The organism is Xanthomonas translucens pv. cerealis (assembly GCF_006838285.1).
GTDB classification, from domain to species: domain Bacteria; phylum Pseudomonadota; class Gammaproteobacteria; order Xanthomonadales; family Xanthomonadaceae; genus Xanthomonas_A; species Xanthomonas_A cerealis.
In genome coordinates this window covers 4,317,216-4,339,886 of record NZ_CP038228.1, presented here as the reverse complement: position 1 = coordinate 4,339,886, position 22,671 = coordinate 4,317,216, and the positions used below count along the sequence as shown (strand labels likewise).

The following is a 22,671-nucleotide window of genomic DNA, read 5'->3' as shown; positions in this document are numbered from 1 at the left end:
TGGTGCGGCGTAGACAGCGCCTGCACGCGACGCAGCGGCCGGCAGGCAGAGCGGCGCGCAGACGAGCGTACCGCGGCCGCCTGCGCGCAGGTGTCAGGCCTGCGGCAGCAGTTCGAAGCCGACCGGCTCGCCGCTGACCGACGATGCGCACACCCACAGCTCGAACAGCCCCGGCTCGGCTTCGCAGCGGCCGTCGCGGCCGCTGAAGGCCAGGGCGCGGCGGTCCAGGGTGAACACCACGTCCGTGCCCTGCCCCGGCGCCAGTTGCACCTTGCGGAAGCCCTTCAGTTCGCGTACCGGGCGCACCCGGCTGGCGACGCGATCGTGCACGTACAGCTGCACCACTTCCTCGCCGACGCGCGCGCCGACGTTGTCGATGCGCGTGGTCACGGTCAGCGTGTCGTCCCAGCCCAGCTGCACGCGATCCAGCTGCGGCGCGCCGTAGGCGAAGCGGGTGTAGCCGATGCCATGGCCGAACGGATACAGCGGCGCGTTCGGGATTTCGCGCCAGCGCGCCTTGAACTCGCTCATCGTCGGCAGTTCCGGCCGCCCGGTGCGCGCATGGCTGTAGAAGTACGGCTGCTGGCCCGGGTCGAGCGGAAAGCTGACCGGCAGCCGCGCCGAGGGGTTGTAATCGCCGAACAGCACCTCGGCCACCGCCGGGCCGGTCTGCGTGCCCAGGTACCAGGTCACCGCGATCGCTGCCGCGTCGCGCACCGCGCCCTGCAGCGCCAGCGCGCGGCCGTTGCGCAGCAGCACCACCAGCGGCGTGCCGGTGACGGCAAGCGCTTCGGCCAACTCCTGCTGCGCCGGCGGCAACACGATCTGCGTGCGCGACTGCGCTTCGCCGCTGTAGCGCTGCGGCTCGCCCAGCGCCAGCACCACCACATCGGCGCCGCGCGCGGCGGCCACCGCCGCAGCGATGCCGCCGTCCAACGGCGCTTCCAGCGCGCAGCCCGGCACCACGCTCAGCGCATCGCTATCGTCCAGCGCGGCGCGCATGCCGGCTTCCAGGGTCACGTAGCGGGTCTTGTCGCCGAACAGGGTCCAGCAGCCTTCGATGTTATCGCGGTCCTGCGCGAACGGCCCGATCAGCGCGATGCTCTGCCCGCGCTTGCGCAGCGGCAGCACCTCGCCGTCGTTCTTCAGCAGCACGATCGAGCGCCGCGCCGCCTCGCGCGACAGCGCATCGTGCGCGGCGATGTGCGACTGGTCGGCCTCGCGTTGCGGGTCCAGCGAGCGGTACGGATCGTCGAACAGGCCGATGCTTTCCTTCAGCGCCAGCACCCGCCGCACCGCTGCGTCCAGCACGGCCATCGGCACTTCGCCGTCGGCCACCAGCGACGGCAGATGCGCGGCGTAGAAACCGCTCTGCATGCTCATGTCCATGCCGGCCAGGAACGCCTTCTTGGTGGCGTCGCGCTCGTCAGCCGCATAACCGTGCGCGATCAGCTCCATGTCGGCGGTGTAGTCGGAGATCACCACACCGGGAAACTTCCATTCGCCGCGCAGGATCTCGGTCAGCAGTTCGTGGTTGGCGCTGGCCGGCACGCCGTTGATGTCGTTGAACGAGGTCATCACGCTCAGCGCGCCGGCAGCGAACGCGGCCTGGAACGGCGGCAGGTGCACGTCGCGCAGGGTCTGCGGGGCGATGTCCACGCTGTTGTATTCCATGCCCGCGGCGACCGCGCCGTACGCGGCGAAGTGCTTGGGCGTGGCCAGCAGCGCGTCGTGCGCGCGCAGATCCGGGCCGTGGAAGCCGCGCACGCGCGCGGCGGCGAACGCGCAGCCCAGCACCACGTCCTCGCCAGCACCCTCGGCACCGCGGCCCCAGCGCTGGTCGCGGGCGATGTCCACTGCCGGCGCATAGGTCCAGTGGATGCCGGCGGCGGTGGCCTCGATCGCGGTGGCGCGCGCGGTGCGCTCGGCCAGTTCCGGCTCGAAGCTGGCGGCCTCGCCCAGCGGGATCGGGAACACGGTGCGCATGCCGTGGATCACGTCCGCGGCCAGGATCACCGGAATGCCCAGGCGGCTCTCTTCCAGCGCGGTCTGCTGGATCCGCCGCCCCAATTCGGCGCCCACGCCGTTGAACAGCGAGCCGACCAGGCCCGCGCGCACCTGCTGCAGCACCTCGTCGGCATTGCTGACGTTCGCTTCCGGATTCACGTCCGGCGCGAACGGGCGCACCATGTCGGCGAAGACGCCAAGCTGGCCGACCTTCTCTTCGACGGTCATGCGGGCGATGAGCGATTCGATACGATCCGAAGCCATGAGGTCCTTAGAGAAAACGTTTACATAGCCGGCAATTCTAGCTCTCCGGCCAGACGAAAGAGCAAATTCGGGCGCCGTACCCGCCCGTTCAGGCAACTGTCTACCGCCGGCTACCGACGCCACCGCCCGCCCCATACGCCCCCGCGCCGCCCAAGCGTTTGCGGCGCGAGCGCGGCGGCCCGGGCCGCGGCAGGCGCGCAGCGCTCGCATGCTGCGACCACGAACACGCCGGCATTGCCCCCTGGCGTAGGCCGAATTGCATCTCAACTTTCATGCGACGACATGGCCGCGAACCCCACGGCGGCGATGCACGGCAGCGGCCGGCCGCGCGGCCCTCACGAACTGAAGTAGGCCTCGGCGATCGCGCTGTGCAGGTAACCCAGGTGGGTCTGGATCTCGTCCATGAACTCGGCCGGATTGTGCCGCGCCAGGTAGGACGGGTCGGCATTGCGCACCAGCCCGTTGATCCGCATCAGCGCGCGCTCCACGTTCGGCCGCGGCGGCATGGTCGGCAGGATGTGCTGGGCGCGGGTCAGGCAGAAGTGCACGCTGCGCGGGAAATCGTTGTTCTGCAGCAGGAAGCGCAGCGCATGCTCACCGGTGACGCGCTGGCGCACATGGCGCCGGTACATCTGGTAGGCGGCCAGCGAGCGCAGCACGCTCATCCACTGCATGTTCTGGTAGGCCTCCAGATCGTCGGCCTTGCGCGGGGTGATCAACCCCGAGGCGCCGGCATCGATGATGCGCGTGGTCATGTCGGCCTGTTCGATCGCTGTGCCCAGGCGCAGGAACTGGAAGCCGATGTCGCGGCTGACGTTGGCGGTGAGCAGGCCGGACACCTTCAGGCAGGCGTCGGTGACGTGGCCGAGGAATTCCATCCGGTAGCGGCGACCGACGCTGCGCTCGCCGTTGGCGTCGATGTACAGGTGCAGGTCGTTGACCGCCTCCCACACTTCCTGCGGCAGCGTGTCGCGGATGCCGCGCAGCAGTTCGCGCGCCTGCCGCGCCGAACTGCGCAGCGAGGACGGATTGCGTTCGTCCAGCAACAGAAAGCGCACCACGTCGGCATCGCCGACATCGTCGCCGGCATTGGGGAACCACACGTTGAAGATCTCGCCGGCGCCAACCGTGTCGACCATCGGCCGCCAGGCGAAACGCACCGAGCGCGGCAGGTCCAGCTGCAGCAGGCTGCCCACGCCGACCAGCCGCGCGGTGGTCTCGGCGCGGCGCACGTAGCGACTGAACCAGTAGAGGTTGTCGGCGACCCGCGACAGCATCAGTCCATCTCCTCGTCCAGGTCCACCACCCAGGTGTCCTTGGCGCCGCCGCCCTGCGAGGAATTGACCACCAGCGAGCCCTCTTCCATCGCCACCCGGGTCAGCCCGCCGGTGGTGACGTAGACGTCCTCGCGCGACAGAATGAACGGGCGCAGGTCCAGATGCCGCGCCGACGGCCCGACCTCGGTCACGATCGGCGCGGTGGACAGGCCCAGCGTCGGCTGCGCCATGTAGTTGCGCGGATCGGCCTGGATCAGCTTGCGGAACTCGTCGCGCTGACGCTTGGTCGAGCGCGGCCCGATCAGCATGCCGTAGCCGCCGGATTCGTTGGCCGGCTTCACCACCAGTTCGTCGAGGTGCTCGAGCACGTACTGGCGGTCCTTGTCGTCGTGGCACAGGTAGCTGGGCACGTTGGGCAGGATCGGCTCTTCGTCCAGGTAGTAGCGGATCATCTTCGGCACGTAGGCGAACACCACCTTGTCGTCGGCCACGCCGGCACCGGGCGCATTGGCCAGCGCCACCTTGCCGGCGCGCCAGCTGCGGATCAGCCCGGGAACGCCGAGCACCGACTCGGGTTGAAACACCTCCGGGTCGATGAACAGGTCGTCAACCCGGCGATAGATCACATCGACCCGGCGCGGCCCGTAGATGGTGCGCATATAGGTGCAGTCGTCGTCGGCGACGAACAGGTCGTCGCCCTCGACCAGTTCGATGCCCATCGCCTGCGCCAGATAGGCGTGCTCGAAATACGCGCTATTGAAGATGCCCGGGGTCAGCAGCGCGATCACCGGCTGGTCGCCCGGACGCGGCGACAGCGCGGCCAGGGTGTCGTACAGCTGCGCCGGATATTCGTCCACCGGCAGGATCGCGCTGGTGTCGAACAGCTCCGGAAACACGCGCTTGGCGACCATGCGGTTTTCCAGCATGTACGACACGCCGCTGGGAATGCGCAGGTTGTCCTCCAGCGCGTACAGCGTTCCGTCGGCGTCGCGCACCAGGTCCGAACCGCAGATATGCGCCCATACGCCCAGCGCCGGGGTGATGCCGACGCACTGCGGACGGAAGTTCACCGAGTGCTCCAGCAGCATCGCCGGAAACACCTTGTCCTTGACGATGCGCTGCGCGCCGTAGACATCGCCGATGAACAGGTTGAGCGCGCGCATGCGCTGCTTCAGCCCGGCCTCGGTGCGCTCCCATTCGCGCAGCGGGATCACCCGCGGAATCAAGTCGAACGGCAGCGTGCGGTCGACGTTGCGGCCATCGGAATAGACGGTGAAGGTGATGCCCATGACCCGTGCGGCGACATCGGCGGCGAGCTGGCGCTCGGACAATTCGCGGCCGGACAGGCTGGACAGGTATTCGATGACCCGGCGGGCGGCGGGACGCGGCTGACCATCTGCCTGGATCAGCTCGTCGTAGGTGGCCGTGCGGTACTTACTCCAGTCCATCGTGTCCCGTGGGTGTACGCCACCGGACGCCAGCGGCCAGGTGTTGCGTTGCACAGCAACATGCCCGTAACCGGAATGAGCGTCAAGCGGCTGCGGCGATGCCGCGTGGGCGTGCGCTCAGCCAGCGTCGCGGCTGCGTTCGATGATCACGCCCACCGCCTGCGCGCCGCGCACCGCCCCCGGTTTGCTCAGTTTCAGCCGCAGCCAGCGCACCTCGAACTCGGCCAGCACCGCGGCCGCGCAGCGCTCGGCCAGCGTCTCCACCAGGCCGTAGCCGGACTGCTCGACCAGCTCCACCAGGCGCTTGCTGACCGCCTTGTAGTTGAGCGTATCGGCGATGTCGTCGCTGGCCGCCGGCACGCGGTTGTCGAAGCCCATCTCCAGATCGAAGCGCAAGGTCTGGCGGATCCGCCGCTCCCAATCGTAGATGCCGATCAGCGCGTCGATTTCTAGACCTTCGATGAAAACTCTATCCATTTTGGGGACCAGGGACCAGGGACCGGAGACCGGGAAAAGCAGAAGCAGAAGCCGGAAGCGGAGGCTCTACCGGGTCCCCGCTCCCCGGTCCCCGGTCCCGCAGCAGCGGCGCAGCCGCCAACGGCGGCAGCGCCGCCATGTCCCAGCGCGGCGTCACCCGTACCGCCGCGTCGCTGCACTGGCCGGCCTGCAGGCGCAGCGCGCCGGCGAAGGCGATCATCGCGCCGTTGTCGGTGCACAGCGCCGGGCGCGGGAAACAGGCGCGGCCGCCGCGCGCCTGCGCCATCGCCTGCAGCCTGGCGCGCAGACGCACATTGGCGCCGACGCCGCCGGCGACCACGATGGTGTCGCAGCCGGCCGCCTGCAGCGCGCGCTCGCACTTGATCGCCAGCGTGTCCACCACCGCATCCTCGAAGCCGCGGGCGATGTCGGCGCGGGTGCTCTCGCTCTGGTCGCTACCGCGCCAGGCCAGCAGCACCTGGGTCTTGAGCCCGGAGAAACTGAAATCCAGCCCGGGCCGGTCGGTCATCGGCCGCGCGAAGCGGAACCGGCCCGGCATGCCCTGCGCGGCCAGCGCGGCCAGCTGCGGGCCGCCCGGATACGGCAGGCCCATCATCTTGGCGGTCTTGTCGAAGGCCTCGCCGGCGGCGTCGTCCAGGGTCTCGCCGAGCAGCCGGTAGCTGCCGATCGCGTCAACCGCAATCAATTGGGTATGCCCGCCGGACACCAGCAGCGCCACGAACGGCGGCGCCGGCACGCCGTGCACCGGGTCGGGATCCTCCATCAGTGGCGCCAGCAGGTGGCCTTCCATATGGTGGACGCCGATCGCCGGCACCTCCAGCGCCCAGGCCAGCGCGCGGGCGACGCCGGCGCCGACCAGCAAGGCGCCGACCAGGCCCGGACCGGCGGTATAGGCCACCCCGTCCAGGTCGCGCACGTCCAGCCCGGCCTCGGCCAGGGTCTGGCGGATCAGCGGCAGCAGCTTGCGCACGTGGTCGCGGCTGGCCAGCTCCGGCACCACCCCACCGTATTCGGCGTGCAGCGCGATCTGGCTGTACAGCCCGTGCGCGCGCAGCGCGGCCGCGCCGCACAGGGCGGTGTCGTAGACGGCGACGCCGGTTTCGTCGCAGCTGGATTCGATGCCGAGGACTCTCATGGCTACCATTGTGGGGCCGAATTGGCGGCAGGCAAACGACCCGCTTGCAGCCAGGAAATCAGTCGCTATAATGTGCGGCTCGCCGGGCGTGACCCGGTCACCATTGTGTCCCGGAGATTCCATGCCCAGCGTCAAAGTCCGCGAGAACGAGCCCTTCGAGTTTGCGCTCCGTCGCTTCAAGCGCACCTGCGAAAAGGCCGGCGTGCTGGCCGAAACCCGCAAGCGCGAGTTCTACGAAAAGCCGACCCAGGAACGCAAGCGCAAGGCCGCAGCCGCGGTGAAGCGCCAGCTACGCCGGACGTCTCGCGACGTCACCAAGCGCCAGCGTCTGTACTGAGGATCGCGGTTTGCGGTAGCGGATCGTGCCGGTTTCGGCATCCGCTACGGTAAGCCCACGAAGCCGGCACGCGCAAGCGTCGCCGGCTTTTTGTGTGACCTTGGATTAAGGTCCGGATCTGCGACCAGGTACCGCGTGGCGCCGCCGCCGTGGCCCGACCCGTCGGTCCGCCCCGTACCGGGACCGATGCCCGCGCCCTGATTGCGCTTGCCCCCGTCCCGCCGCGGCCGGCATGGTGCAACGCCTAGAATGCCCACTTTCTTCCTTTAGGAACCCCTCATGACGACCCTCAAGCAGCAGCTCATCGACGACATGAAGGCCGCGATGAAGGCCCGCGACACGCACAGCCTGGGCGTGATCCGGCTGATCAACGCGGCGATCAAGCAGAAGGAAGTGGACGAGCGCAAGGACGTGGACGACGCCGCGGTGCTGGCGCTGATGGACAAGATGGTCAAGCAACGCAAGGACTCGGTGAGCCAGTACGCCGCGGCCGGGCGCGAGGACCTGGCCGCGATCGAGCGCGAGGAGATCGTGGTGATCGAGCGCTACCTGCCGGCCAAGCTCGGCGAGGCGGAGATCGTCGCCGCGATCCAAGCTGCGATCGCGCAGACCGGCGCCAGCGGCGCGGCCGACATGGGCAAGCTGATGGCCGTGCTGAAGCCGGCGCTGGCCGGCAAGGCCGACATGAGCCTGGTCTCGGTGCTGGTCAAGCAGCAGCTGGCCGGCTGATCCGGCGGCGGGTTTCACCCGCCTTTCGGCCGCCGGCTGCTACAACGCCGGCGAGCCTGCGATACCTTTCGCGCACACGCGGGCCCGGCATCGCACGCTGCCGCGCCCGTCGCAAGGCTGCTCCCTATCACCATGTCCCTGTCGCTGTCGCCCACACGCCTGCAAAAACACCTGGAACGGCTGCAGCAGAGCCTGCCGGCAGCATTGATGCGGCGTTTCGTCGAGATCGACCTGATGACCCAGGCCGCCTCGCTGTCGTTCTACGCGCTGCTGTCGCTGGCGCCGCTGCTGGTGTTGCTGCTGTGGCTGACCGCCTCGCTGTACCCGCAAGCGCAGCAGGCCTTTATCGAACAGATCGGGCAGCTGGCCGGGCATGGCGCGCGCGAAGTGGCGCAGACCATCATCGACAACGCCAAGAACCAGCCCAACATCGGCTCGCTGGCCGGGCTGTGGAGCACGCTGCTGCTGTTCGTCGGCGCCACCGCGGTGTTCGCGCAGCTGCAGAACGCGCTGAATCTGATCTTCCGCACCGACAAGCAGCGCCTGGAAGGCGTCATCGCCTGGCTGAAGAAGCGCGTGTTCTCCTTCGGCGTAGTGCTGGGGCTGGGCTTTCTGCTGCTGATCTCGATGATCCTGACCACCGTGGTGCAGGTGCTGTTCGCGCGCATGCCCTCGCTGCTGCCGGCGGTGGGCTACGCCTCCACGCTGGCGATCTACATCCTGGCCTTCGCCGTGCTCTACCACTACCTGCCGGACCGGCGCGTGGAATGGCGCCAGGCGTTCATCGGCGGCGCCATCACCGCCTGCCTGTTCGTGGCCGGCCGCTATGCGATCGGCGTATACATCGCCACCGCCGCGCCTGGCAGCGCCTACGGCTCGATGGGCGCGCTGGTGATCCTGCTGGTGTGGATCTACTACGCCACCGTGGTGTTCTTCGTCGGCGCGCTGATCACCGCGGTGATCGACGAACGCCTGCGCTCGCGGCGCACGCTCGCCGCGGCCGGGATCGACGCCAGCGCGATCACCGCGGTTCCGCCGCAACTCTAGCCCCGCAACGCCAGGGTTTGCGCCCCGATCCGTGGCGGCGGCGCGGGCGCGTGGCATCCTATCGCCCATGGCCCGCATCCCCGACGCATTCATCGACGATCTGCTCGCCCGCACCGACATCGTCGAGGTGGTCGGCACGCGCGTGCCGCTGAAGCGCCAGGGCAAGGAATACGCGGCGCGCTGCCCGTTCCACGACGAGCGCTCGGCCTCGTTCACGGTCTCGCCGACCAAGCAGTTCTACCACTGCTTCGGCTGCGGCGCGCACGGCACCGCGATCAGCTTCCTGATGAACTACGACCGCCTCGAATTTCTCGACGCGGTCGACGAACTGGCCAAGCGCGCCGGCATGGAAGTGCCGCGCGACGCGCAACAGCGCGGCGCCGCGCAGGCCGCCGGCGACGACCACCGCGACCTGTACTCGGCGCTCGACGCGGCCACCAAGTTCTTCCAGCGCCAGCTCGACACCAGCGACAAGGCGCGCAGCTATCTCGACGGCCGCGGCGTGGACGCGGACAACCGCACGCGCTTCCAGATCGGTTACGCGCCGGACGGCTACAGCGCGCTGAAGGAGGCGCTGGGCACCGACGAACGGCGCCACAAGCTGCTCGAGCGCGCCGGGCTGTTCTCCAAGAACGAGCGTGGCCACGTCTACGACAAGTTCCGCGACCGGGTCATGTTCCCGATCTTCGACCGCCGCGGCCGGGTCATCGCCTTCGGCGGCCGGGTCATGGACAAGGACGACGGCCCCAAGTACCTGAACTCGCCGGAGACCGCGCTGTTCCACAAGGGCCGCGAGCTGTACGGCCTATGGCAGGTGCGCCAGGCCAACCAGAAGATCGAGCGGCTGATCGTGGTCGAAGGCTACATGGACGTGGTCTCGCTGTTCCAGTTCGGCGTCACCCAAGCGGTGGCGACGCTGGGCACCGCGACCACCTCCGAGCACGCCGAGCTGCTGTTCCGCAACGCGCCGGACGTGTTCTTCTGCTTCGACGGCGACGCCGCCGGCCGCCGCGCCGGCTGGAAGGCGCTGGAATCGGTGCTGCCGCGGATGAAGGACGGGCGCCAGGCGTTCTTCCTGTTCCTGCCCGACGGCGAAGACCCGGACAGCATCGTACGCAAGGAAGGCGCCGACGGTTTCGCCGCGCGCCTGCAGCAGGCCACGCCGCTGTCGCAGTTCTTCTTCGACGAGCTGTCGCGCGAAGTCAACCTGGCCACGCTCGACGGCAAGGCGCGGCTGGCCGAACGCGCGCGGCCGATGCTGGCGCAGATTCCCGACGGCGCCTTTGGCGACCTGATGCGCCAGCGCCTGGCCGAGATCACCGGCATCGGCGGCCCCGCGCCCGCCGCCGCGCAGCTGGCCAAGCCGCCGCCGCGCGCGGCGGCACGGCCGACGCAAAAGCGCAGCCTGGTGCGCGAGGCGATCGTGCGCCTGCTGCACACGCCGGCGCTGGCGCTGGACCTGCCCCCGCCCTACCCGTTCGCCGCCCTGCGCCTGCCCGGCATCGAGCTAATGATCGAACTTCTGGAGATCGTGCACACGCGTCCGGACATCTCCACCGGCGCCCTGCTCGAGCATTTCCACGAACGCGAGGAACTGCCCGCGCTGCAGAAACTGGCGGTGCAGGAGATTCCCGGCGAAACCGCCAGCTGGCGCCAGGAACTGCACGACGTGGTGGTGCAGCTGGAGCGGCAGACCCTGCAGCAGCGGCTGGAGGAACTGCAGGCCAAGCAGCGCGCGCAGGGTCTGGACGAGACCGACAAGTACGAACTGCGCGAGCTGCTGCGACTGCGCCCCGGTGCGCGCTGACGCGATGCGTCGGCCTGCGACCAGGATGCATGCCGTGCTGGCGCAGCTTGCGTGCGTGCACGACCGGCAGCGTTTGCCGTCTGCGGCGCATGCGCTGCGCGTCGCACTCCACCACCCAGGCGATACCCGCGCCACGGAGCGCGGTCTACGCTGGCCAATGCGGGACGCAACCGCTTTGTGCACTACCGCGGCGATCGCAAGCGCTACGCACCACGGCGCAGTTGTGCACGCAGCGTCGCAAGCGCGCGTCCCGTGCCGCTGCTGCCGGCAGCCCACCTCGCACGGACGCCCCCCCCGATGAGCCTGCTGAAAAAACTGCGCATCGAACCGTTCACCCTGGCCCTGCTCGGCACCGTGCTGCTGGCCTCGCTGCTGCCGGTGCGCCGGCAGGCCGCGGCGACCATGGACGACGTCACCGACATCGCCATCGCCGCGCTGTTCTTCCTGCACGGCGCGCGCCTGTCGCGCGAGGCGATCGTCGCCGGCGCGCTGCACTGGCGCCTGCACCTGACCATCCTCGCCGCCACCTTCGTGCTGTTCCCGCTGCTGGGACTGCTGCTCAAGCCGCTGTCGCACTGGCTGCTGACCCCGCAGCTGTACATCGGCGTGCTGTTCCTGTGCGCGCTGCCGTCCACCGTGCAGTCGTCGATCGCATTCACCTCGATGGCCGGCGGCAACGTGCCGGCGGCGGTGTGCAGCGCCTCGCTGTCGAGCCTGCTCGGGGTGTTCCTGACGCCGCTGCTGATGGGCCTGCTGGCCGGCGCGCAAAGCGCGATGGCCGATCCGCTGCAGGCGATGGGCAAGATCATGCTGCAGCTGCTGGTGCCGTTCGTCGCAGGCCACCTGCTGCGGCCCTGGATCGGCGCCTGGGTCGAGCGGCGCCGCGCGGTGCTGCGCTATACCGACCAGGGGGTGATCCTGCTGGTGGTGTACACCGCCTTCAGCGCCGCGGTGATCGAGGGCCTCTGGCGCAAGACGCCGTTGCCGGCGCTGCTCGGCGTGGCGCTGGTCGCCGCGCTGCTGCTGGCGCTGGCGATGGGGCTGATCAGCTTCGCCGCGCGGCGGCTGGGCTTCGGCCGCCGCGACGAAATCCCGATCGTGTTCTGCGGCTCGAAGAAGAGCCTGGCCACCGGCGTACCGATGGCCAAGGTGCTGTTCGCCAGCGGCAGCCTGGGCGCGATCGTGCTGCCGGTGATGATCTACCACCAGATCCAGCTGATCGTCTGCGCCTTCGTCGCGCAGCGCTACGCACGCGATGACAAGGCCGCCAAGCCCGGCTGAGTGTGTATCGGATCGGCCGCCGCGCTGGCGAAACTGCAAAGCGGTTCACACCGCGCAATGTGATCATCCGACGGCGTCGGCAGCAGACGCCGCACCGATGCTGAATCAACGCATCTGCGAGCAATGCACGAAGAGAACCGATAGGTACAGTAAGCAGCGGCGCAATGGGTTTGGTGCGCGCCTCTTATTCCTCTGTTGGTGAACACGCATGCGCCGTAGATTCCGCCTTTCCGTGATGACGTCCGCCAGCCTGGCCGCAACCCTCGTGCTGGGCGGCTGCGACAAGCCGCCCGCACCGGCCAAGCCGCAGGCTGTCGCGCCGGCCAAAGCGCCGGACAGCGCCGGCATCGCCTGGCGCGAGGGCGACGTCGAGGATGCCTTCGCCGAAGCACGCGAGCAGAACAAGCCGTTGCTGCTGTACTGGGGCGCCGCCTGGTGCCCGCCGTGCAACCATCTCAAGGCCACGCTGTTCAAGGATCCGGCCTTCATCGCCCGTACCCGTGCCTTCGTCGCGGTGCACCTGGACGGCGATTCGAAAGGCGCGCAAGCCTGGGGCGAACGCTTCGGCATCCTGGGCTATCCCACCATCATCGTGCTGCGTCCGGATCGCAGCGAGATCACCCGCCTGGCCGGCGGAAGCGACACCGCCAGCCTGGCCGAGGCCCTGCGCGTAGCGGCGACCCGCACCACCACCTCGGCGCAGCTGCTGCAAAAAGCGATGCAGGCGCCAGCCACGCTGAGCGCCGACGATTGGACTCTGCTCAGCGGCTACAGCTGGACAGCCGACGCCAGCAGCGTGGTCAAGCCCGAACAGACCGCTGGCGTGCTCGCGAAACTGGCTGCCGCCGCCCCGCAACCGGCCCTGCAACGCCAATTCGCACTGCTGGCGCTGGCTGCGCAGGAGCCGGACAAGGCTGGTGCCATCGACGCCAGGCAACGCGCCGCCAACCGCCGCCTGCTGCTGACGGTCCTCGCCGATCCGGCCGAAGTCCGCGCCAACCACACCTCGCTGACCTACTCGACGCGCGAACTGGTGCAGGCCGCGGCGACCGACGCTGCCGAACGCGGCAAATTATCCGACGCGCTGAGCCACACATTGGATCAGATCTACGCCGACAGCAGCCTGCCGATCAATGATCGCCTGGGGACTGCCATCGCGGAAGTGGAACTGGCATGGCTGGCACAAGGCAAGCCGGCCGACCCGGGCAATGGGCCGTATCCGCCCCTGCCGGCCGCGGTGGTCGCCAAGGTGCAGCAGCGCGTGCAGTGGGCACAACAGGCGGCCAAGACCGACGCCGAACGCCAGTCCACGATCAGCACTGCCGCCAGCCTGCTCGACATCGCCGGCGACAGTGCCGGCGCCGAACAGCTGCTGTTGGCCGAACTGGGGCGCAGCAAGACGCCGTACTACTACATGCCGGAACTGGCCGACCTGGCCGAGAAGCGCGGCGACAAGCAGACCGCGCTGTACTGGTTGAAGAAGGCCTACGAGAGCGCCGAAGGCCCCGCCACCCGGGTGCAGTGGGGCGTGCTCTACGTCGATGGCCTGATCCGGCTGCAGCCGGACAATGCGGCCGCGATCGAGGCCGCCGCCGGCCAGGTCATCGGCGAACTGGCCGGGCAGCCCGGCGGCTATCACCAGCGCACCAAGCAGCGCTTCGATACGCTGGCCAAGGCGCTGCAGGGCTGGAGCAAGGGCCATGGCGGCAGCGCCGTGCTCGCACGCCTGCAGCACAAGATGCAGGAAAACTGCGGCAGCCAGGACCGCGACAGCTGCCAGCACTGGCTCAGCTGAGCGACGGCGTCGACGCGGACGGCCGCCAATTTGCAGCAGCAGCGGCGTTGCTGCGCAGGTTTGCGGACGCACTGGCTGATGCGCCGGAGCAACGCCGCGCGGCTGGTCGCCCAGGGCCATCCGTCCCGGCAGTGACCGGAGCCGGAACCCGCGCGGCTCAGGCGGTCGCGGCTGAAGACGCTCCAACGGCCTGCGGATAGCCGGCTGGGTGAACTGTGTCGGCTTCAGCCACGACCCTATCCGAAGCCGGAAGATCCATCGCTCCGCTCGTCGCGACTGAAAGTCGCTCCCACAGGGACTCGCGGCCAGCCAGGTGCACTGCGAGAGGCGCTTCAGCCCCGACGGCGTCCGCAGCCGATCGGTTCGGCGACTGACGCAGCATCGCCGCAGCCGCTGCCAGGCTTGGCCAGGCCGCTCAGCCCGGCAACAACCAGTGATCCACCAGCAGGAACGCGAACAGCGCCATCAGGTACACGATCGAATAGCCGAACATGCGCATCGAGAACATCTCGTCCGGCGGGTCGAGCATGCGCCAGGCGTACCAGACGAACACCGCGTTCAGCACCAGCGTGCCGCCGAGGTAGAACACCCCGCTCATGCCCACCGCCACCGGCAGCAGCGTCACCACCGCCAGCAGCAGCGTGTACACCAGGATCTGCTTGCGCGTATGCGCCACGCCATGGGTGACCGGCAGCATCGGGATCGACGCCTTGGCGTAGTCGGCGCGGCGGAAGATCGCCAGCGCCCAGAAGTGCGGCGGCGTCCACACGAAGATGATCAGCACCAGCAGCGACGCATAGGCCCAGTCCCACTGCCCCTGCATGCCGGTGATCGCGGCCCAGCCCAGCAGCGGCGGCGCCGCGCCGGCCAGGCCGCCGATGACGATGTTCTGCGGCGTGGTGCGCTTCAGGAACACGGTGTAGATCACCGCATAGCCGATCAGCGAGGCGAACGTCAGCACCGCGGTGATGGGGTTGACCCAGATCACCAGGATCGCCATCGACAGTGCGGTCAGCGCTGTGGCGAACAGCAGCACCTGCCACGGCAGCACCTTACCCACTACCAGCGGCCGCCACGAGGTGCGCGCCATCTGCGCGTCGATGCGCGCGTCCAGCAACTGGTTGATCGCCGCCGCGGCCGAGGCCGCCAGCCAGATGCCGAAGAAGCCGATCAGGCCGGTGCGCACCTGCGCCCAGGTCGGCACGCCGGGAACCGCCAGGCACATGCCGACCAGCGCGGTGAACACGATCAGCGCCACCACCTTGGGCTTGGTCAGGTCCCAGTAGTCGCGCCAGTAGATGCCCTTCGCGCTCATTGCGGCGCCCGCAGGCGCGCCAGCAGCGACACCAGCACGAACAGCAGCGCCACCGCGCCGGCGTTGTGCAGCACCGCCACCGGCAGCGGCAGCGCCAGCTTGACGTTGAAGATGCCCAGGCTGACCTGCGCCACCAGCAACAATGCCAGCGCCGCCGCCCAGCCGCGCATACCCGGCGAACGGCTCAGCCGCCAGCCCAGCCACAGCAGGTAGGCCGCCACCAGCAGCGCCATCATCCGGTGCGCCATCTGGATCGCGATGCGCGCCGCGCCGTCGAGCACGCCGCCTTCGTAGTCCACGCCGATGCCGCGCCACAGGGTGAAGCCTGCGCGGAAATCGTGCGGCGGCCACCATTGGCTGACGCAGCGCGGGAAGTTGTCGGCCGACCAGCTGCCGCCGCCGCAGGCCAGCGCCGCGTAGTTGGCGCTGACCCAGCCGCCGAGCGCGATCTGCAGCGCCAGCAGCGCCACGCCCAGGCGCAACAGCCACTTCAGCCGCGACGCATCGGCCAGGGTGATCGGCAGGTGGGTGGCGCGCCAGGCCATCCACACCAGCAGCGAGAACATCAGCAGGCCGCCGAGCAGATGCCCCATCACCACGATCGGCTTGAGCAGCAGGGTCACCGTCCACATGCCGAGCAGCGCCTGGAAGATCACCACCGCCAGGGTCAGCACCGCCGCGCGCGCCAGGTCGGCATTGGACCAGCGCAACGCCGCCAGCAGCAGGATCGCTTCGCCAGCGCCGGCCAGCGCCATCGCCAGCGACGGCCAGCCGGACATGTACAGCGGAATCGACAACGCCACCAGCAGCGCGGCACCGACGATCCGGGCGATGCCCAGGCGCCGCCGGCGCGCGGCCAGCAGCGACAGCACCAGCACTTCCACGCCCAGCGCCCCGGCCAGGAAGCGGTGCACCTGCTCGCGCCAGGCCTTGTGGGTTTCCAGCGGGCGGATCGCGCTGGCCGCGTGCGCGTTGGCCTCTGCGCTGCTCTGCGGCCAGGTCACCCGGCCATAGCAGGTCGGCCAGTCCGGGCAGCTCATGCCCGCATCGGACAGGCGCACGAACGAACCGAACATGATCGTACTGGCGGTGAACAGCGCCGCCAGCCAGGCCATGCGATGGAAGTGTCGAAACAGCGCCGGTGGCGCGAACAGGTTCATAGGGGACGGCTCACAGGAGTTTCAGCAGCTTCGACATATCCGCGCGCAGCCCGGCCGGGTCGAAGCCCGGCGCGTAGCGCAGCACCACAAAGCCGTTCGGATCGATCACGTAGACCGGCACCCCGGCCACGTCGTGCACGCGTGGCAGTGCGGCCAGCAACGCAGCGTCGGCACGCAGCACGCGCAGCTGAGGCAGCGCGCGCACCGCCGCTGGCGGCGTGCCGATCCACAGGATCTGCACGTGGTCGGCGTCGCGGCCGAACAGCTGCCAGACCTTGTCCAGCTCGCGCGCCAGCGCCTCGCAGGCGGTGGCGCAGTCGCGCGGCGGCGCCAGCGCGATGCGCCATAGCCGCTGCTGCGGCTGCCAGGCGTAGACGCTGCCGTCTTCGCGCTGCGGTCGTAGCGCGCGCAGGTCGGCCGGCGGCTGCAGCAACTCGCCATGGTTGCGGCTGCCGGGCGGTTGCCAGCCGGAAAACCGCAGCGCGCCGGCGACCAGCATCGAGCCGAAGAACAGCGCGAACAGCGCGATCAACGTCCAGCGCCCGCGCGCGGTCGCCTGGCGTGGAGCCGAGGGGGAGGCATTCATGCCAGGGATTTTCTCATGCGCGCGCGCTCAGCGCCCGCCTCGCCCCTTGCGCGCGCGCCAGCTGAGCAGGCCCGCGGTGATCAGCACGGCCAGCGCCAGGCCGAACCATTGCACCGCGTAACCCAGGTGGCGCTCGGGCGACAGCGTGTTCGGCAGCATGTCCAGGTCGCGCGGGTAGCCCAGCGGCAGCGCCGGATCCAGGCGCAGCACCTGCGACAAAATGTCGCGGTGGCCGAGCGCCTGGCCGATCGCCGCCGGCTCGATGCGCATCGCCAGCCACAGCTGCGGCGCCGGCGCGGCGACCAGCGCCGGCCCCAAAGTCAGCCCGTGCGAGGGCGCCGGCCCAAGCAGGCCGACCAGCGCGTGCCGCCCTTGCAACGGCACCGGCCTGGGCAATGCGCGGTCCGCCGGCAACGGCAACCAACCCAGTTCTACCAGCAGCGGCGCCGATGCGCCATCGGCCAGGAACGGCTGGTAGACCTTGACCCCGCTGCGGCCCCGGCGCAGTTGGTTGTCGAGCAGGATCTGTCCTGGCAGGAAGCGGCCATCGCCGTGCACCCAGGCTAGTTGCGCTGGCCGCAGCGTGTGCAGCGCAGCGGCCAGCGCCTGCGGACGCTCGCGGATGTGCGCGGCCTGCGCGAGCAAGGCTCGTTTCTCGTGCATGCGCAGCAATTGCCAGCGGCCGAGCGCGCAGAATCCCAGCGCCACCGCCAGCGCGAGGCACCAACCCAGCCACGGCGGCATGTGCGCGCGCGCGGCGACGCGCGGGGACGCGGCGAGGGTCATAATGCGGCGATACCGTGCACCGAGACGCCCATGAACGACTCGCTGAAAACCCTGCTGATCGTCGTGTTCCTGCTGGTCATTCTGTGGAACCTCGGCGCCGGCCTCTACTACCTGTTGGTGGACCGCGGCCAGAGCGAGCGCACGGTGAACGCACTGACCTGGCGCATCGGCCTATCAGTGTGTCTGATTCTGCTGGTGATCCTGGGGATTTATACCGGGGTGATCAAGCCGCATGGGTTGGGGCGGTAGAGCCGGGACCGGGGACCGGGGACCGGGGACCGGGGACCGGGGACCGGGGACCGGGGACCGGGGACCGGGGACCGGGGACCGGGGACCGGGGACCGGGGACCGCAGTGATGGTGTCTGAGCGAAAATCGCTGTCAAGCGATCATCCACCGGGACCCTGGTCCCTGGTCCGCGGTCCCCGCCTCACAACACATAAACAAACAAAAACAACGCCAGCCACACCACGTCCACGAAGTGCCAATACCACGCCGCCGCTTCGAAGGCGAAGTGGTTGTCGCGGCTGAAATGCCCGCGCGCCGAGCGCAGCCACATCACCAGCAGCATGATCGTGCCCAGCAGCACGTGCGCGCCGTGGAAGCCGGTGAGCATGAAGAAGGTCGAGCCGTAGATGCCCGAGCCCAAGGTCAGGTTGAGTTCCTTGTAGGCGTGGATGTATTCCTCGGCCTGGAAGTACAGGAAGGCACAGCCCAACAGCACGGTCAGCCCCTGGAACACCAGCAACCGCGTGCGCTGGCCGGCCTTCAGTGCATGGTGGGCGATGGTCAGGGTCACGCCGGAGCTGAGCAGGATCAGCGTGTTGATCAGCGGCAGGCCCCACGCCGGGATGGTCTGGAACTGGCCGCCGATCGCGCCCGGGCCGTTGCTCGGCCAGGCCGCCGAATAGCCGTCCCACAGCAGCGCGTTGGTCATCACCCCGTCGCCGTCGCCGCCCAGCCACGGCAGGATGAAGGTGCGGGTGTAGAACAGCGCGCCGAAGAACGCGCCGAAGAACATCACTTCGGAAAAGATGAACCAGACCATGCCCATGCGGAACGACACATCGACCTGGCGGTTGTAGTGCCCGGCGATCGATTCGCGGATCACGTCGCCGAACCACATGAACAAGGTCGCCATCAGCATCGCGATGCCGGTGAAGAAGGTCCACTTGCCCCAGGCCGCGTCGTTGAGCCAACTGGCCACGCCGATCATGGTCACGAACATCGCGATCGAGCCGATGAACGGCCAGCGGCTGTGGCTGGGCACGTAATAGGCAGTGGCGTCGGTGCTGGGCTGGGCCATGGCGGGCGTTCCGGGTGAGGTCAAGGGGCCGCGCGCACGGAACCGGCCAGTTTCGGCGATTCCAGTTCCGCGCTCAGCGCATCGTTCTTGTAGAAGGTGTAGGACAGGGTGATGGTGGTGATGTCGCCGGGCAGGTTCGGATCGACGATGAAGCGCACCGGCATGTCGCGTTTCTCGCCGGCCTGCAAGGTCTGCGCGGTGAAGCAGAAGCACTCGGTCTTGGTGAAGTAGCCGGAGGCGCGCGACGGCGCCACCGACGGCACCGCGCTGCCGACGATGGCGCGTGCGCTGTCGTTGCGCGCGTAGTACAGCGCTTCGTTGAGTTCGCCCGGCACCACCTGCATGGTGAGCTGTTCGGGATGGAACGACCACGGCAGCTTGGAATTGACCCCGCCGTCGAACTCGATCTTGACCATGCGCTTGCCGAGCAGCGGCTTGCCCGCCTGAGGGCCTTCGCCCGGGCCGCGCTCCAGGCGCACGCCGAACACCTTCTCGCAAGCGATGCGGTACAGCGGCACCAGCGAGAAGGTCAGCACGAACACCGCCAGCGCCACGCCGACCAGCTTGAACAGCCCAGCGCTGCTGTGCACTCGCGGCGCCGGCGCGTTCATCGGCCCAGTATCCCGGACAGGATGAAGCCGGCATAGATCAGCACCGCGATCGCGCCGATCAACAGCGCGGTACGCACCGCGCGCTTGCGGCGCAGGGCCAGATCGTCGAGCGGCGTTTGCGCGGTCATCAGTGGCTGATGTCGTCGTGGGCCAGGTCGCCGGGCTTGAGCACCGGCGGCAGAGTGAAGGTGTGCGCCGGCGCCGGCGACGGCACGGTCCACTCAAGGCCGCGCGCGCCTTCCCATGCACGCGCCTCGGCGCGCGCGCCGTTGCGCAGCGACGCCAGCAGGATGCCGGCCATCAGGAACGGGGTGACGAACATGCCGAACGCGCCGATCGAGCTGACCAGGTTCCAGTCGGCGAACACCACGTTGTAGTCGGGGATACGCCGCGGCATGCCGGCCAGACCGAGGAAATGCTGCGGGAAGAACAGCAGATTGACGAACAGCATCGTCCACCAGAAATGGAACTTGCCCCAGGCCTCGCTGTACATGCGCCCGGTCCACTTCGGCCACCAGTAGTAGACCGCGGCGATCAGCCCGAACACCGCGCCGGTGACCAGCACGTAATGGAAGTGGGCGACCACGAAATAGGTGTCGTGGTACTGGAAGTCGGCCGGCACGATCGCCAACATCAGCCCGGAGAAGCCGCCGATGGTGAACAGGATGACGAACGACACCGCCCACAGCATCGGCGCCTCGAAGGTCAGCGAGCCCTGCCACATGGTACTGACCCAGTTGAACACCTTCACTCCGGTGGGGATGGAGATCAGCATGGTGGCGAACATGAAGTAGATCTCGCCGCCCAGCGGCATGCCTACGGTGAACATGTGGTGCGCCCAGACGATGAAGCTCAGGAACGCGATCGCGGCGATCGCGTACACCATCGCCTGGTAGCCGAACAGCGGCTTGCGGCTGAAGGTCGGGATGATCTCGCTGACCACGCCGAACGCAGGCAGGATCATGATGTAGACCTCGGGATGGCCGAAGAACCAGAAGATGTGCTGGAACATCACCGGGTCGCCACCGCCGGCGGCGTTGAAGAAGCTGGTGCCGAAGAATTTGTCGGTCAGCAGCATGGTCACCGCGCCGGCCAGCACCGGCATCACCGCGATCAGCAGGAACGCGGTGATCAGCCAGGCCCAGCAGAAGATGGGCATCTTCAGCAGGTCGATGCCCGGCGCGCGCATGTTCAGCACGGTGGCGATGATGTTGATCGCGCCCATGATCGAGCTGATGCCGGCGACGTGGATCGCGAACACGCTGAAGGCGACGTTGTAGCCGCCCTGCAGCGACAGCGGCGGATACAGGGTCCAGCCGCCGGCCGGCGCGCCACCGGGCAGGAACAGGGTCAGCAGCAGCAGGCTGAAGGCCACCGGCAGCAGCCAGAACGACCAGTTGTTCATACGCGGCAGGGCCATGTCCGGCGCGCCGATCTGCAACGGGATCATCCAGTTGGCCAGGCCGACGAAGGCCGGCATCACCCCGCCGAAGATCATCACCAGCGCATGCACGGTGGTCATCTGGTTGAAGAACTCGGGCTTGACGAACTGCAGGCCCGGTTGCGCCAGTTCCGCGCGGATCACCACGCTCATCCCAGCGCCGATGATGAACATGATGAAGCTGAAAAGCAGGTACAGCGTGCCGATGTCCTTGTGGTTGGTGGAGAACAACCACCGTTCCACGAAGCTCTGCTGATGCCCGTGCTCGTCGTGGTGATCGACTGCGGAATGGGCCATGGCGGCTACCTCGAAAAGGAATGCAGGAGATCAGGCGGCTTGCACGGTCAGGTGTGAGCCGGAACGAAGACGGGGCAGCAGGGCCTGTGGCGGCGCGGCCGGCGCGGGCGCGGGCGCATCCGCAGCCGCCGGCGCGGCGGGCGCGGTGGCCGGGGCAGCCGGAGCCGCCGCCGGGGCCGGCTTGCGTGCCGCCAGCCACTTCTGGAAGTCCTGCTTGGACATCGCCTCGACCACGATCGGCATGAAACCGTGGTCCTTGCCGCACAGTTCCGCGCACTGGCCGCGGTACACGCCGGGCGTGTCGATGTCGGTCCAGGCTTCGTTGATGATCCCGGGGATGGCGTCCTGCTTCCAGCCCAGCGCCGGCACCCACCAGGCGTGGATCACATCATCGGAGGTGATCACGAAACGCACCTTGGTGTTCACCGGCAGCACCAGCCGGTTGTCCACGTCGAGCAGGTAGTGCGGATTGCTTTGCGGGGTCGGCACCTGGCCGCTCTGGCGCATGCGGTCCGAATCGCGCGCCAGGCGGCTGGTGAAGGTGACGTTCTCGCCCAGGTACTCGTAGCGCCACATCCACTGGTAGCCGGTGACCTTGACCGTCAGCTCGGCGTCGCGGGTGTCGTACATGGCGATGAGTTTGGCGGTGGCCGGCCACGCCATGGCGATCAGGATCAGCACCGGAATCACCGTCCAGATCACCTCGGCCTTGGTGTTGTGGCTGAACTGCGCCGCGACCGCGCCCTTGGACTTGCGGAACTTGAACATCGCATAGCCCATCGCGCCGAACACCAGCACGCCGATGACCGCGCAGATCCACAGCGACAGCATGTTCGAATCGTAAGCGTTGCGCGCGCTCTGGGTGACGCCGCGGCCCATGTTCAATTGCCAGGGTTTCGGGTCGGCCGATTGCGCCCACGCCAACGGTGCCGCCAGCGCTGCCGCCGTTGCCATCGCAGCCCTGACCGCCTGTTGCTTCCATCTGCCGCTTCGCTTCATTGCCTAGACCCCTTGGAGCGTCATCGGTTGCGGCCGGTCGCGGCCGCCAGCAAGCCTTCCAGGGTCTGCGCCAGCGCGCGGCGCTCGCCAGGGCCGAGGAATTCGCCGACCCGGACCTGCTTGCCGCTGCACGCCAGCACCACCCTGTCGTCGCCTTCGATCCGCAACCGCACCCAATGCGGGTGGGCGCGGAACGCCGGCGTTCCTGCATTCGTGCGGGTCACTTCCACGCAACCCGGACCCACCCGGATGTCCTCTTCTCGATCGCCGCTGCGCCATGACCAGCGCAGCGCGAGCGCCACCACGGTGCTGTGCAACAAGGCGAACACCGGCGCGAACACGTTGCCGGCGAACCACCCCACTACCGCCACTGCCCACATCGCCCCGGCCAGCACCGCGAACAACATCACGAATTGTCGGGCAGTGAGCGCCCGTGGCGGCCGCAGCCGCAGCTGCGTCCCCGCTCCTTCTGCAGAAAACGGACACATTTCGATCACGACGAACCGCGCCTCCGAGCCGCCGCGCCGTGCCAGCCGCGAGCAACGG

22 protein-coding genes are annotated in these 22,671 nt (G+C 68.7%); 7 read left to right on the top strand and 15 right to left on the bottom strand.

The features are described 5' to 3' along the window. Positions 1 to 93 precede the first annotated feature (93 nt). The 5 genes from E4A48_RS19190 to tsaD all read right to left on the bottom strand — a co-directional run bounded on the left by E4A48_RS19190 (position 94) and on the right by tsaD (position 6,629). On the bottom strand, positions 94 to 2,271 hold the full coding sequence (locus E4A48_RS19190; protein WP_039006234.1) for a glycoside hydrolase family 3 N-terminal domain-containing protein: 2,178 nt from the start codon (positions 2,269 to 2,271) through the stop codon (positions 94 to 96). Positions 2,272 to 2,606: 335 nt separating this feature from the next. Then, entirely contained in the window at positions 2,607 to 3,548 is a 942-nt protein-coding gene (locus E4A48_RS19185) for an alpha-E domain-containing protein (protein WP_009605407.1), read from the bottom strand. Continuing rightward, positions 3,548 to 4,996, bottom strand: coding sequence for a circularly permuted type 2 ATP-grasp protein (locus E4A48_RS19180; protein WP_039006235.1), 1,449 nt, complete (start codon positions 4,994 to 4,996; stop codon positions 3,548 to 3,550). Before E4A48_RS19180 ends, E4A48_RS19185 begins: the two co-directional genes overlap by 1 nt. A 117-nt stretch (positions 4,997 to 5,113) precedes the next feature. Next, entirely contained in the window at positions 5,114 to 5,473 is a 360-nt protein-coding gene (folB, locus tag E4A48_RS19175) for a dihydroneopterin aldolase (RefSeq protein WP_058196938.1), read from the bottom strand. Beyond that, a complete protein-coding gene (tsaD, locus tag E4A48_RS19170) occupies positions 5,466 to 6,629 on the bottom strand; it encodes a tRNA (adenosine(37)-N6)-threonylcarbamoyltransferase complex transferase subunit TsaD (RefSeq protein WP_142742981.1) in 1,164 nt (387 codons plus the stop codon). The genes folB and tsaD overlap by 8 nt, the downstream gene beginning before the upstream one ends. Positions 6,630 to 6,750: 121 nt before the next feature. On the opposite strand from tsaD, the gene rpsU reads away from it, so the two are divergent. The 6 genes from rpsU to E4A48_RS19140 all read left to right on the top strand — a co-directional run bounded on the left by rpsU (position 6,751) and on the right by E4A48_RS19140 (position 13,625). After that, entirely contained in the window at positions 6,751 to 6,966 is a 216-nt protein-coding gene (gene rpsU / locus E4A48_RS19165) for a 30S ribosomal protein S21 (protein WP_003465342.1), read from the top strand. A gap of 279 nt (positions 6,967 to 7,245) precedes the next feature. Further along, complete coding sequence (locus E4A48_RS19160; protein ID WP_003480639.1) at positions 7,246 to 7,695, top strand: GatB/YqeY domain-containing protein; 450 nt, start codon at positions 7,246 to 7,248, stop codon at positions 7,693 to 7,695. A 132-nt stretch (positions 7,696 to 7,827) separates the two neighbouring features. Next, positions 7,828 to 8,742, top strand: a complete 915-nt coding sequence (locus E4A48_RS19155) for a YihY/virulence factor BrkB family protein (RefSeq protein ID WP_009605378.1) — start codon at positions 7,828 to 7,830, stop codon at positions 8,740 to 8,742. A gap of 67 nt (positions 8,743 to 8,809) precedes the next feature. Further along, positions 8,810 to 10,549 (top strand): DNA primase, encoded by a 1,740-nt coding sequence (gene dnaG, locus E4A48_RS19150; protein ID WP_039006238.1) that lies wholly within the window; start codon positions 8,810 to 8,812, stop codon positions 10,547 to 10,549. Between the two features lie 297 nt (positions 10,550 to 10,846). Beyond that, positions 10,847 to 11,830 (top strand): bile acid:sodium symporter family protein, encoded by a 984-nt coding sequence (locus E4A48_RS19145; protein WP_039006239.1) that lies wholly within the window; start codon positions 10,847 to 10,849, stop codon positions 11,828 to 11,830. A gap of 208 nt (positions 11,831 to 12,038) precedes the next feature. Next, positions 12,039 to 13,625 carry a thioredoxin family protein gene (locus tag E4A48_RS19140; protein WP_142742980.1) on the top strand — a complete coding sequence of 529 codons (1,587 nt, stop codon included), beginning with the start codon at positions 12,039 to 12,041 and terminating at the stop codon, positions 13,623 to 13,625. A gap of 415 nt (positions 13,626 to 14,040) precedes the next feature. Here the strand turns inward: E4A48_RS19140 and cyoE are convergent, their stop codons facing one another. From cyoE to E4A48_RS19120, 4 genes are read right to left on the bottom strand one after another with little or no spacing between them, the layout of a single operon-like run. Next, entirely contained in the window at positions 14,041 to 14,940 is a 900-nt protein-coding gene (gene cyoE, locus E4A48_RS19135; protein WP_039006241.1) for a heme o synthase, read from the bottom strand. After that, positions 14,937 to 16,100, bottom strand: coding sequence for a COX15/CtaA family protein (locus E4A48_RS19130; protein WP_142742979.1), 1,164 nt, complete (start codon positions 16,098 to 16,100; stop codon positions 14,937 to 14,939). The genes cyoE and E4A48_RS19130 overlap by 4 nt, the downstream gene beginning before the upstream one ends. Positions 16,101 to 16,110: 10 nt before the next feature. After that, positions 16,111 to 16,686: a hypothetical protein gene (locus tag E4A48_RS19125; protein WP_039006243.1), complete on the bottom strand. Its 576-nt coding sequence runs from the start codon at positions 16,684 to 16,686 to the stop codon at positions 16,111 to 16,113. Positions 16,687 to 16,713: 27 nt separating this feature from the next. Beyond that, positions 16,714 to 17,472: an SURF1 family protein gene (locus tag E4A48_RS19120; protein WP_052235013.1), complete on the bottom strand. Its 759-nt coding sequence runs from the start codon at positions 17,470 to 17,472 to the stop codon at positions 16,714 to 16,716. A gap of 30 nt (positions 17,473 to 17,502) precedes the next feature. On the opposite strand from E4A48_RS19120, the gene E4A48_RS19115 reads away from it, so the two are divergent. Next, on the top strand, positions 17,503 to 17,721 hold the full coding sequence (locus tag E4A48_RS19115; RefSeq protein ID WP_039006244.1) for a twin transmembrane helix small protein: 219 nt from the start codon (positions 17,503 to 17,505) through the stop codon (positions 17,719 to 17,721). Positions 17,722 to 17,901: 180 nt separating this feature from the next. Here E4A48_RS19115 and E4A48_RS19105 read toward each other — a convergent pair whose 3' ends face one another. The 6 genes from E4A48_RS19105 to E4A48_RS19085 all read right to left on the bottom strand — a co-directional run bounded on the left by E4A48_RS19105 (position 17,902) and on the right by E4A48_RS19085 (position 22,622). Continuing rightward, the gene (locus E4A48_RS19105) at positions 17,902 to 18,777 is read right to left on the bottom strand and encodes a cytochrome c oxidase subunit 3 (RefSeq protein ID WP_039006245.1); all 876 of its coding nucleotides are present in this window, start codon (positions 18,775 to 18,777) and stop codon (positions 17,902 to 17,904) included. Between the two features lie 20 nt (positions 18,778 to 18,797). Next, positions 18,798 to 19,388: a cytochrome c oxidase assembly protein gene (locus E4A48_RS19100; RefSeq protein WP_039006246.1), complete on the bottom strand. Its 591-nt coding sequence runs from the start codon at positions 19,386 to 19,388 to the stop codon at positions 18,798 to 18,800. Further along, positions 19,385 to 19,516 carry a hypothetical protein gene (locus tag E4A48_RS21360; protein ID WP_003471848.1) on the bottom strand — a complete coding sequence of 44 codons (132 nt, stop codon included), beginning with the start codon at positions 19,514 to 19,516 and terminating at the stop codon, positions 19,385 to 19,387. Before E4A48_RS21360 ends, E4A48_RS19100 begins: the two co-directional genes overlap by 4 nt. Beyond that, complete coding sequence (ctaD, locus tag E4A48_RS19095) at positions 19,516 to 21,126, bottom strand: cytochrome c oxidase subunit I (protein ID WP_039006247.1); 1,611 nt, start codon at positions 21,124 to 21,126, stop codon at positions 19,516 to 19,518. Before ctaD ends, E4A48_RS21360 begins: the two co-directional genes overlap by 1 nt. 30 nt (positions 21,127 to 21,156) lie before the next feature. Continuing rightward, on the bottom strand, positions 21,157 to 22,080 hold the full coding sequence (coxB, locus tag E4A48_RS19090; RefSeq protein ID WP_409976354.1) for a cytochrome c oxidase subunit II: 924 nt from the start codon (positions 22,078 to 22,080) through the stop codon (positions 21,157 to 21,159). Between the two features lie 65 nt (positions 22,081 to 22,145). Then, positions 22,146 to 22,622 carry a DUF2244 domain-containing protein gene (locus tag E4A48_RS19085; RefSeq protein ID WP_039006248.1) on the bottom strand — a complete coding sequence of 159 codons (477 nt, stop codon included), beginning with the start codon at positions 22,620 to 22,622 and terminating at the stop codon, positions 22,146 to 22,148. Positions 22,623 to 22,671 lie beyond the last annotated feature (49 nt).

Coding starts and splice junctions, on each gene's coding strand:
- tsaD (WP_142742981.1), bottom strand. CDS start 6,629: ATGAGAGTCCTCGGCATCGAATCCAGCTGCGACGAAACCGGCGTCGCC.
- E4A48_RS19120 (WP_052235013.1), bottom strand. CDS start 17,472: ATGACCCTCGCCGCGTCCCCGCGCGTCGCCGCGCGCGCGCACATGCCG.
- cyoE (WP_039006241.1), bottom strand. CDS start 14,940: ATGAGCGCGAAGGGCATCTACTGGCGCGACTACTGGGACCTGACCAAG.
- folB (WP_058196938.1), bottom strand. CDS start 5,473: ATGGATAGAGTTTTCATCGAAGGTCTAGAAATCGACGCGCTGATCGGC.
- E4A48_RS19145 (WP_039006239.1), top strand. CDS start 10,847: ATGAGCCTGCTGAAAAAACTGCGCATCGAACCGTTCACCCTGGCCCTG.
- ctaD (WP_039006247.1), bottom strand. CDS start 21,126: ATGGCCCATTCCGCAGTCGATCACCACGACGAGCACGGGCATCAGCAG.
- E4A48_RS19130 (WP_142742979.1), bottom strand. CDS start 16,100: ATGAACCTGTTCGCGCCACCGGCGCTGTTTCGACACTTCCATCGCATG.
- E4A48_RS19125 (WP_039006243.1), bottom strand. CDS start 16,686: ATGAATGCCTCCCCCTCGGCTCCACGCCAGGCGACCGCGCGCGGGCGC.
- coxB (WP_409976354.1), bottom strand. CDS start 22,080: ATGGCAACGGCGGCAGCGCTGGCGGCACCGTTGGCGTGGGCGCAATCG.
- E4A48_RS19115 (WP_039006244.1), top strand. CDS start 17,503: ATGAACGACTCGCTGAAAACCCTGCTGATCGTCGTGTTCCTGCTGGTC.
- rpsU (WP_003465342.1), top strand. CDS start 6,751: ATGCCCAGCGTCAAAGTCCGCGAGAACGAGCCCTTCGAGTTTGCGCTC.
- E4A48_RS19180 (WP_039006235.1), bottom strand. CDS start 4,996: ATGGACTGGAGTAAGTACCGCACGGCCACCTACGACGAGCTGATCCAG.
- E4A48_RS19190 (WP_039006234.1), bottom strand. CDS start 2,271: ATGGCTTCGGATCGTATCGAATCGCTCATCGCCCGCATGACCGTCGAA.
- E4A48_RS19185 (WP_009605407.1), bottom strand. CDS start 3,548: ATGCTGTCGCGGGTCGCCGACAACCTCTACTGGTTCAGTCGCTACGTG.
- E4A48_RS19105 (WP_039006245.1), bottom strand. CDS start 18,777: ATGGCCCAGCCCAGCACCGACGCCACTGCCTATTACGTGCCCAGCCAC.
- E4A48_RS19155 (WP_009605378.1), top strand. CDS start 7,828: ATGTCCCTGTCGCTGTCGCCCACACGCCTGCAAAAACACCTGGAACGG.
- E4A48_RS19160 (WP_003480639.1), top strand. CDS start 7,246: ATGACGACCCTCAAGCAGCAGCTCATCGACGACATGAAGGCCGCGATG.
- E4A48_RS19100 (WP_039006246.1), bottom strand. CDS start 19,388: ATGAACGCGCCGGCGCCGCGAGTGCACAGCAGCGCTGGGCTGTTCAAG.
- E4A48_RS21360 (WP_003471848.1), bottom strand. CDS start 19,516: ATGACCGCGCAAACGCCGCTCGACGATCTGGCCCTGCGCCGCAAGCGC.
- dnaG (WP_039006238.1), top strand. CDS start 8,810: ATGGCCCGCATCCCCGACGCATTCATCGACGATCTGCTCGCCCGCACC.
- E4A48_RS19140 (WP_142742980.1), top strand. CDS start 12,039: ATGCGCCGTAGATTCCGCCTTTCCGTGATGACGTCCGCCAGCCTGGCC.